The 7308-nt window shown below is 69.0% G+C and carries 8 protein-coding genes and 1 tRNA gene; all 9 read right to left on the bottom strand.

The features are described 5' to 3' along the window. A partial coding sequence (locus WAX14_RS22090) for a VOC family protein (protein ID WP_422630182.1) occupies positions 1-503 on the bottom strand: 503 nt, incomplete at its 3' end. 101 nt (positions 504-604) lie between these two features. Further along, positions 605-678 (bottom strand) — tRNA-Pro (locus tag WAX14_RS22085). 90 nt (positions 679-768) lie between these two features. Beyond that, entirely contained in the window at positions 769-2202 is a 1434-nt protein-coding gene (gene der / locus WAX14_RS22080) for a ribosome biogenesis GTPase Der (protein WP_422630181.1), read from the bottom strand. Continuing rightward, positions 2199-2861 (bottom strand): (d)CMP kinase, encoded by a 663-nt coding sequence (gene cmk, locus WAX14_RS22075; protein WP_422630185.1) that lies wholly within the window; start codon positions 2859-2861, stop codon positions 2199-2201. Before cmk ends, der begins: the two co-directional genes overlap by 4 nt. A gap of 17 nt (positions 2862-2878) precedes the next feature. Further along, entirely contained in the window at positions 2879-3961 is a 1083-nt protein-coding gene (locus WAX14_RS22070; RefSeq protein ID WP_422630180.1) for a pseudouridine synthase, read from the bottom strand. Between the two features lie 10 nt (positions 3962-3971). Further along, entirely contained in the window at positions 3972-4604 is a 633-nt protein-coding gene (scpB, locus tag WAX14_RS22065) for an SMC-Scp complex subunit ScpB (RefSeq protein ID WP_422630184.1), read from the bottom strand. Between the two features lie 74 nt (positions 4605-4678). Further along, the gene (locus WAX14_RS22060; RefSeq protein WP_422630183.1) at positions 4679-5488 is read right to left on the bottom strand and encodes a segregation and condensation protein A; all 810 of its coding nucleotides are present in this window, start codon (positions 5486-5488) and stop codon (positions 4679-4681) included. A 90-nt stretch (positions 5489-5578) separates the two neighbouring features. Further along, positions 5579-6532 carry a ParA family protein gene (locus WAX14_RS22055; protein WP_422630179.1) on the bottom strand — a complete coding sequence of 318 codons (954 nt, stop codon included), beginning with the start codon at positions 6530-6532 and terminating at the stop codon, positions 5579-5581. A 116-nt stretch (positions 6533-6648) separates the two neighbouring features. After that, positions 6649-7308 (bottom strand): tyrosine recombinase (locus WAX14_RS22050; RefSeq protein WP_422630178.1); only part of this gene is annotated, 660 nt, incomplete at its 5' end.

Below are 7308 nucleotides of genomic sequence, written 5' to 3'. Positions count from 1 at the left end.
GTGTAGAGGTTCCGGTCCGTCCGCGGACCGCCCGGTGTGTGCAGTCCGTAGCGTGCGATTTCGGCGTCGAGATCGAGTGGGCGGGTCGGTGCGACCGGGGGGACGAGTTCGTCGGGCACCGCGTCGTCCGGTACCAGCCAGGTCACCTCGAATTCGATTCCGTCCGGGTCGCGCCCGTACAGGGCCTTCGTGGCAGCATGGTTCGATGCGCCGGCCAGTGCCCCGGCCGCTGCCATCCGGTCACGTGTCGCGACCATGTCCGCGAGTGTCTCGACCTCCCAGGCCAGGTGATAGAGCCCCACCGAACCGTCCGCGCCGCGCGCGGCTGATGCCTGGAACAACCCGAGGTCGTGATCGTTCGCCGAGTTCGCGCCGCGCAGGAAGGCCGCGCCGGGAAAGTCGACCGGTAGCTTCTCGAAGCCGAGCACCGTCGTGTAGAAGTGCACGCTGCGTGCCACATCGGACACGAACAGCACCGCGTGGTTGAGGCTTCGTACCGCCATCGCCGTCCTCCCGAATTGCCAATTATCGGGATCGTGACCGCCGCGGATCCCCTATCGACACGAAAACCTCTTCCGATCGGGATCGGAAGAGGTTTTCGGTGTCGGGCTGACAGGATTTGAACCTGCGACCACTTGACCCCCAGTCAAGTGCGCTACCAAGCTGCGCCACAGCCCGCCCGCGCTCTCGTCGAGCGCTCGTTGAGATTACAACAGGGACGGACTGATGCACCAATCGCCTGGTCAGCAGCCGTTTCGATCAGGTGTTCTACTTGCGGACCCGCTTCTCCCGCACCCGCACCGAGATGCGGACGGGACTGCCGTCGAAACCGAACTCTTCACGCAACCGGCGTTCGAGGAACCGGCGGTAGCCGGCCTCGAGGAATCCGGTGGTGAACAGCACGAACGTCGGGGGTCGCGTGGCCGCCTGCGTGGCGAACAACACCCGCGGGAGTCTGCCACCGCGCATCGGCGGCGGCGTCGCGGCGACAACCTCCTTCAGCCACGTGTTGAGTCGGCCCGTGGAGATGCGTTTGTCCCACGACTCGAGCGCCGTTTCCATCGCGGGCACCAGTTTCTGCACGGCGCGGCCGGTCTTCGCGGAGATGTTCACCCGCGCCGCCCACGGCACCCGCAGCAGGTCCCGTTCGATCTCGCGGCCCAGTTCGTAGCGGCGGTCCTCGTCGACGAGGTCCCACTTGTTGAACGCGATCACCATGGCCCGACCGGATTCGACGACCATCGTGATGACTCGCTGGTCCTGCTCGGTGATCGGCTGAGCGGCGTCGATCAGCAGAACCGCGACCTCTGCCGCGTCGATGGCTCCGCGCGTACGCAAGGACGCGTAGAACTCGGCACCGGACGCACTGTTGACGCGCTTGCGTAGACCGGCGGTGTCGACGAACCGCCACGGCTTGCCGCCGAGTTCGACGATCGAGTCGACCGGGTCGACGGTGGTGCCTGCGACGTCGTGGACGACGGACCGCTCGTCGCCGGACAGCTTGTTGATCAGGCTGGACTTGCCGACGTTCGGTTTGCCGACCAGTGCAACACGCCGTGGGCCGCCCCCACCGGTGCCTTCGCGCGGAGTGTCCGGCAGCGTCTCGAGCAGCACGTCGAGCAGGTCGCCGGTGCCGCGGCCGTGGGTGGCCGAGACGGTGTGCGGCTCGCCGAGACCCATGGACCACAGCGCTGCGGCCTCGGCCTCGACCCGGTCGTCGTCGACCTTGTTGGCAACGAGGATGACCGGGGTCTTGGAGCGGCGCAGTACCCGTGCGACGGCTTCGTCGACGGAGGTGGCTCCGACGGTGGCGTCGACGACGACGAGGATCGCATCGGCGGTGCGCATCGCGATCTCGGCCTGCCGGGCCACGGACTGTTGCAGGCCTTTGGCGTCGGGTTCCCAGCCGCCGGTGTCCTGCACCAGGAAGCGCCGGCCGTTCCAGTTCGCCTCGTAGGACACGCGGTCGCGGGTGACGCCCGGAACGTCCTCGACGACCGCTTCGCGCCGGCCGATGATGCGGTTGACGAGGGTGGACTTTCCGACGTTGGGGCGCCCGACGACCGCGACGGTCGGGACCGGCACGAATTCTTCGAGGTCACCGCCGTCCCCCAGGTCGATGTCCCAGTCCGATTCCTCGGACCAGGTGCCGTCGCCGGCGAAACCGGCATCGGAGTATTCGGTGGTGGTGTCGTCGCTCACAGCGCCGCTCCCGTCTGCTCGGTGACCACCGCGACCAGGGCGGCGATCACCTCGTCGATGTTCATGTCGCTGGTGTCGACCGGCACGGCGTCGTCGGCCGCGCGCAGCGGGGACACCGCCCGGGTGGAATCGAGGTGGTCGCGGCGTCGCACCGCGGCGAGTACCGCATCGTAGTCGTCGCCGCGACCCTCGGCGATGTTCTGACTGTTGCGTCGCTGTGCACGAGCCTGTACGGACGCGGTCAGGTAGATCTTGATGTCGGCGTCCGGGAACACGGCGGTACCGATGTCGCGGCCTTCGACGACGATGCGTCCGGACTCGCGGCCGATCCGCTGCTGCGCGGCCACGAGCATGGCCCGGACCTGCGGGACGGCGGACACCGCGGACACCGCGGCGGTGACCTCGCCGCCGCGGATTTCGTCGCGCACATCCTGCCCGTCGAGGCGGATGTCCTCGACACCCGGGTCGGTGCCGATCGACCACGGCAGGTCCGCGGTGGCGGCGGCGATCGCGTCCGGGTCGGTCAGGTCGGTGCCGCGCCGCAGCGCGTGCAGCGTCGCGACCCGGTACATGGCGCCGGTGTCCAGGTACGCGGCGCCCAGGTGCCGGGCGAGACGTTTGGAGACGGTGGACTTGCCGGTGCCGGACGGCCCGTCCATCGCGACGATGAGGCCGGTCACAGGCCCACCGCCTGGTACAGGCCGCCGACTTCCTTACGGCCGAGGACACGGAGGGTGCCGGGTCGCTGGTCGCCGAGCGCGACGGGACCGATGTCGGTGCGCACGAGCCGCACGACCGGGTGATCGACGGCGTCGAGGAGTCGGCGCACGATGTGTTTGCGGCCCTCGTGCAGTTCCAGGCGCACGAGCGATTGACCCTCGTTGACCTGGAGCAGCGCGAAGTTGTCGACCTTGGCGGGGCCGTCCTCGAGTTCGACCCCGGCGCGCAGCTGCTTGCCGACGCCGCGGGCGAGCACACCCTTGACGGTCGCGAGGTAGGTCTTGGTGACCTCGAACGACGGGTGCATCAGCCGGTGGGCGAGTTCGCCGTCGTTGGTGAGCAGCAGCAGTCCTTCGGTGTCGGCGTCGAGCCGGCCGACGTGGAACAGTCGCTGTCCGGCGGCGACACGTTCGGAGACGATGTCGCCGACGCAGGGCCGGCCCAGGTCGTCGGACATGGTGGACTGCCAGCCACGGGGCTTGTTCAGGACCAGGTGCACGAGGTCCTTCTTGACGACGACACGGATGCCGTCGACGCGGATGACGGTGTTCTCGGGGTCGACGCGCAGGCCCTGCGAGGTGACGATGATGCCGTCGACCTCGACGCGCCCGGCGGCGATGAGTTCTTCGGCGGCGCGACGGGATGCGACGCCGGCCTGGGCGAGCACCTTCTGCAGTCGCACACCTTCTCCGGCGGGAAGCTGCGCGGGCGCGGTGGAGCTGTGCTGATGCCGGGCGGGTTTGGCGTTGCTGATGGTGGGGGTCGGGGCGGGACGCTTGGCGGTGGGTTTCGCGGCGGCCGGGCGACCACGCTTGTTCAGCGGCGTGCTGCTGCCCTTGCGATGCGCCTTCTTCGGGACGTCCGAACTGCCGGGTGTCTCGGACCTCTTCGGTCCCTGTGCCCTACCTGAACTCTGGGCCTTACCCGAGCTCTGGGTCTTACCCGAGCTCTGGGTCTTACCCGAGCTCTGGGTCTTGCCCGAGCGGGAAGCGTTCTTCTTGCGGTCCGGTGTGCCATCACGGCGAGCGGGTGTATTCAACGTATTCCTGTCAGTTGTCTGGCTCGAACTCCGCAATCGGGAGGTTCTCGGTGCGCGAGTTCCCTCCCATTCTCGCAAATCGCGGGTCGGACTCGAGACTCTCGGTGATGTCGTCGATCACATCCACGTCCGGCAGCAGCGGTGCGACGGGCGGCAGATCCTGCAACGACGCCACACCGAGTCGCTCGAGGAACAGGTCGGTGGTGGCGTAGAGGGTGCCGCCGGTCTCCGGGTCGGTACCGCATTCGGCGATCAGGTCGCGGGCGTGGAGCGTCCGGATCACCCCGTCGACGTTGACACCGCGCACAGCGCTGATGCGGCTGCGGGTCACCGGCTGCCGATAGGCGACGACGGCGAGTGTTTCCAGCGCGGCGCGGGTGAGTTTGGTGCGGGCGCCGCCCTGCAGCAACTTCTCCACGTAGGGCGCGAAGTCGCGGCGGGTGTAGAATCGCCAGCCGTCGGCGGCGTAGCGCAGGTCGATGCCGGAGCCGCGCGCGGTCAGGGCCGCGGCCATCGTGTGCAGTGCGGCCTCGACGCGGGTCTCGGTGACCCCGATCGCCGCGGCGAGCTGGCCATTCGAGGCCGGGGTGTCGACCACGAGAAGTACCGCCTCTAGTGCGGCGACGAGCTCGTCGTCGGACATCTCGAGCAACTCCGCGTCGAATTCGCGGGTGACGGGTAGGTGCTCGTCCGGTGCGGTGCGGTCGGATGTGTCGGTCAACCGTAGTCCTCCTCGAAGTCGACGGCGTCGTCGTTCTCGCCGGTCCAGGCGACGAGCAGGTCGCCGAGCGGTTCGGGTTGGTCGAACTGGACGGCGCGTTCGCGGTACAGCTCGAGCAACGCCAGGAACCGGGCGACGATCTGCAGGCCGCGCTCGCATTCGGCGGTCAGCTCGCCGAATGCGGTCCAAGTTCCGGCGCCGCGTGCGCGCAACAGCTCGAGGATCCTGGCAGCCTGTTCGGGCACCGACACCTTCGGGACATGCAGATGGTCCAGGCCGACGCGTGGTGGCGGTGTGGGGCGGAACGCTGCGGCGGCGATCTCCGCGAACCGCTGCGGGTCGACACCGAGGGTGACCTCCGGCAGCAGCCCCTCGTAGCGTTCCTCGAGGGACACCGCGCGTGGGTAACGGCGCAGCGCCGCGGATTCGAGGGCTGCGAACAGCTCCGCGACCTGCTTGTAGGCGCGGTATTGCAGCAGGCGCGCGAACAGCAGATCGCGGGCTTCGAGCAGTGCCAGGTCCTCCGGGTCCTCGACGTCCCCGGCGGGCAACAGCCGGGCGGCTTTGAGATCGAGCAGGGTGGCTGCGACGACGAGGAATTCGGTGGTCTGGTCGAGTCCGACCTGCGGGCCGAGAGTACGGGTGTAGGCGATGAATTCGTCGGTGACCTGGTGCAACGCAACTTCGGTGACATCGAGTCGGCGTTGTGAGATGAGGCCGAGCAGCAGGTCGAAGGGGCCTTCGAAGTTGCGTAGCCGAACCCGGAATCGTCCCGTCTCGGGTTCGTCACCGGCGGCACCTGTGATGGTCGGCGCGGTGTCGGAAGATGCGGTGTCGGGAGATGCGGTGTCGGGGTGTTCCGGGACGGCCGGATCCTGGGTGTCGGTGTGCACGGATCAGCGGCCGGTGCGGTGAATGACTTCGCGGGCGAGCGCCCGGTACGACTCGGCGCCGCCCGACTGCGGTGCCCACGTGGTGATGGGTTCGCCCGCGACGCTGGTTTCGGGGAACTTCACGGTGCGGTTGACGACACTGTCGTAGACGAGGTCGCCGAACACTTCGACGACGCGGGACATCACTTCCCTGGCGTGGAGTGTGCGCGAGTCGAACATGGTGACGACGATGCCGCCGACGGTCAGCCGCGGGTTGAGACGATCGCGGACCTTCGCGACGGTGTCGTTGAGCAGGGCCAGTCCGCGCAGGCTGAAGAAGGCGCACTCCATCGGGATGATCACCGAGTCGGCGCAGGCCAAGGCATTGATGGTGAGCAGGCCCAGGGACGGCTGGCAGTCGACGAGCACGTAGTCGTAGCGATCGAGGACCGGGTACAGGGCGCGTCCGAGTGCCTGTTCGCGGCCGACCTCGGAGACGAGCTGGATCTCGGCGGCCGAGAGGTCGATGTTGCTGGGCAGCAGGTCCATGCCGTCGACGCGGGTGCGCATGAGCACCTCGTCGATGGCGGCGCGCGGCTCGACGAGCAGATTGTGGACGGTCAGATCCAGGTCGTGGTGAGCGACGCCGAGCCCGGCGGACAGTGCGCCCTGCGGATCGAGGTCGACGAGCAGCACGCGGCGTCCGCATTCGGCGAGGGACGCACCGAGGTTGATGGTCGACGTGGTCTTGCCGACGCCGCCCTTCTGGTTGCACATCGCGATGATCTTCGCTGGGCCGTGCACCGACAGTGGCTGTGGTTCCGGAATGTGGCGGCGTGGCCGGCCGGTGGGCCCGAGGTCCCCGTCGGGCACCGGATCCGAGAACTGGGCACGGGCGTCGGGTGAGTCGGTGACTGCGGGTGCCGCGGCCGGAGCCGGGTCGGCCGTGTCCGGTGCGGGCGAGTGCGGTGTCCCCACGGTCCGATCCTCCCCCATGTCCGCGCTGCTGCCTTTCGGCGTCACTGGTCTGCTGTCCGAACGCTACCGCTTCGCCCCCGAGTTCCGCGGACGGACACGAATCCCGGGCGTGGCCTTCACCGTGCCCGCGGGTGGGCACCGGCCCACACCTCCCGCAGCGCACCGACAGTGACGAGGGTGTAGATCTGGGTGGTGGTGACCGACGCGTGACCGAGCAGTTCCTGGACGACGCGCACGTCGGCCCCGCCGTCGAGCAGGTGGGTGGCGAACGAGTGCCGCAGCATGTGTGGGGAGACGGCGGCTGTGACGCCGGCGCGGTCGGCGGCCACCTGCAGGATCTGCCAGGCGCTCTGCCGGGACAGGCGTCCGCCGCGCGCGTTGAGGAACAGGGCCGGGGTGCGTCCGGTGGACAGGCCGGGCCGGCCGCGCACCAGGTAGGCGTCGAGGGCGGTGAGGGCGGGCCTGCCGATCGGCACCAGGCGTTGACGGCCGCCCTTGCCGTGCAGCAGCACCACTCTGGCGTCGGTGTCGATGTCGTCGATATCGAGGCCGACCGCCTCGGAGATGCGGGCACCGGTCGAATACAGCAGCTCGAGCAGCGCCCGGTCGCGTAGACCGCGGGGTCCGTCGGCTTCCCTGCCGGTCGCGTCGAGGATCGCCAGGACCTCGCCGACGGTCAACGATTTCGGTAGCCGACGGCCCGGCGCCGGCGGTGTGACGGCCCGCGCGACGTCGACCTGCGTGCGACCCTCGGCGGTGCTGAAGCGGTGCAGACC

The organism is Rhodococcus sp. (in: high G+C Gram-positive bacteria) (assembly GCF_049299235.1).
Classification (GTDB): domain Bacteria; phylum Actinomycetota; class Actinomycetes; order Mycobacteriales; family Mycobacteriaceae; genus Rhodococcus.
The sequence above is the reverse complement of the archived record's forward strand: the minus strand, read 5'-3'. Positions and strand labels throughout refer to the sequence as shown.

Excerpts from the sequence above, each read along its gene's own strand:
- cmk (WP_422630185.1), bottom strand. The coding sequence starts at position 2,861 with ATGGACGGGCCGTCCGGCACCGGCAAGTCCACCGTCTCCAAACGTCTC.
- scpB (WP_422630184.1), bottom strand. The coding sequence starts at position 4,604 with ATGTCCGACGACGAGCTCGTCGCCGCACTAGAGGCGGTACTTCTCGTG.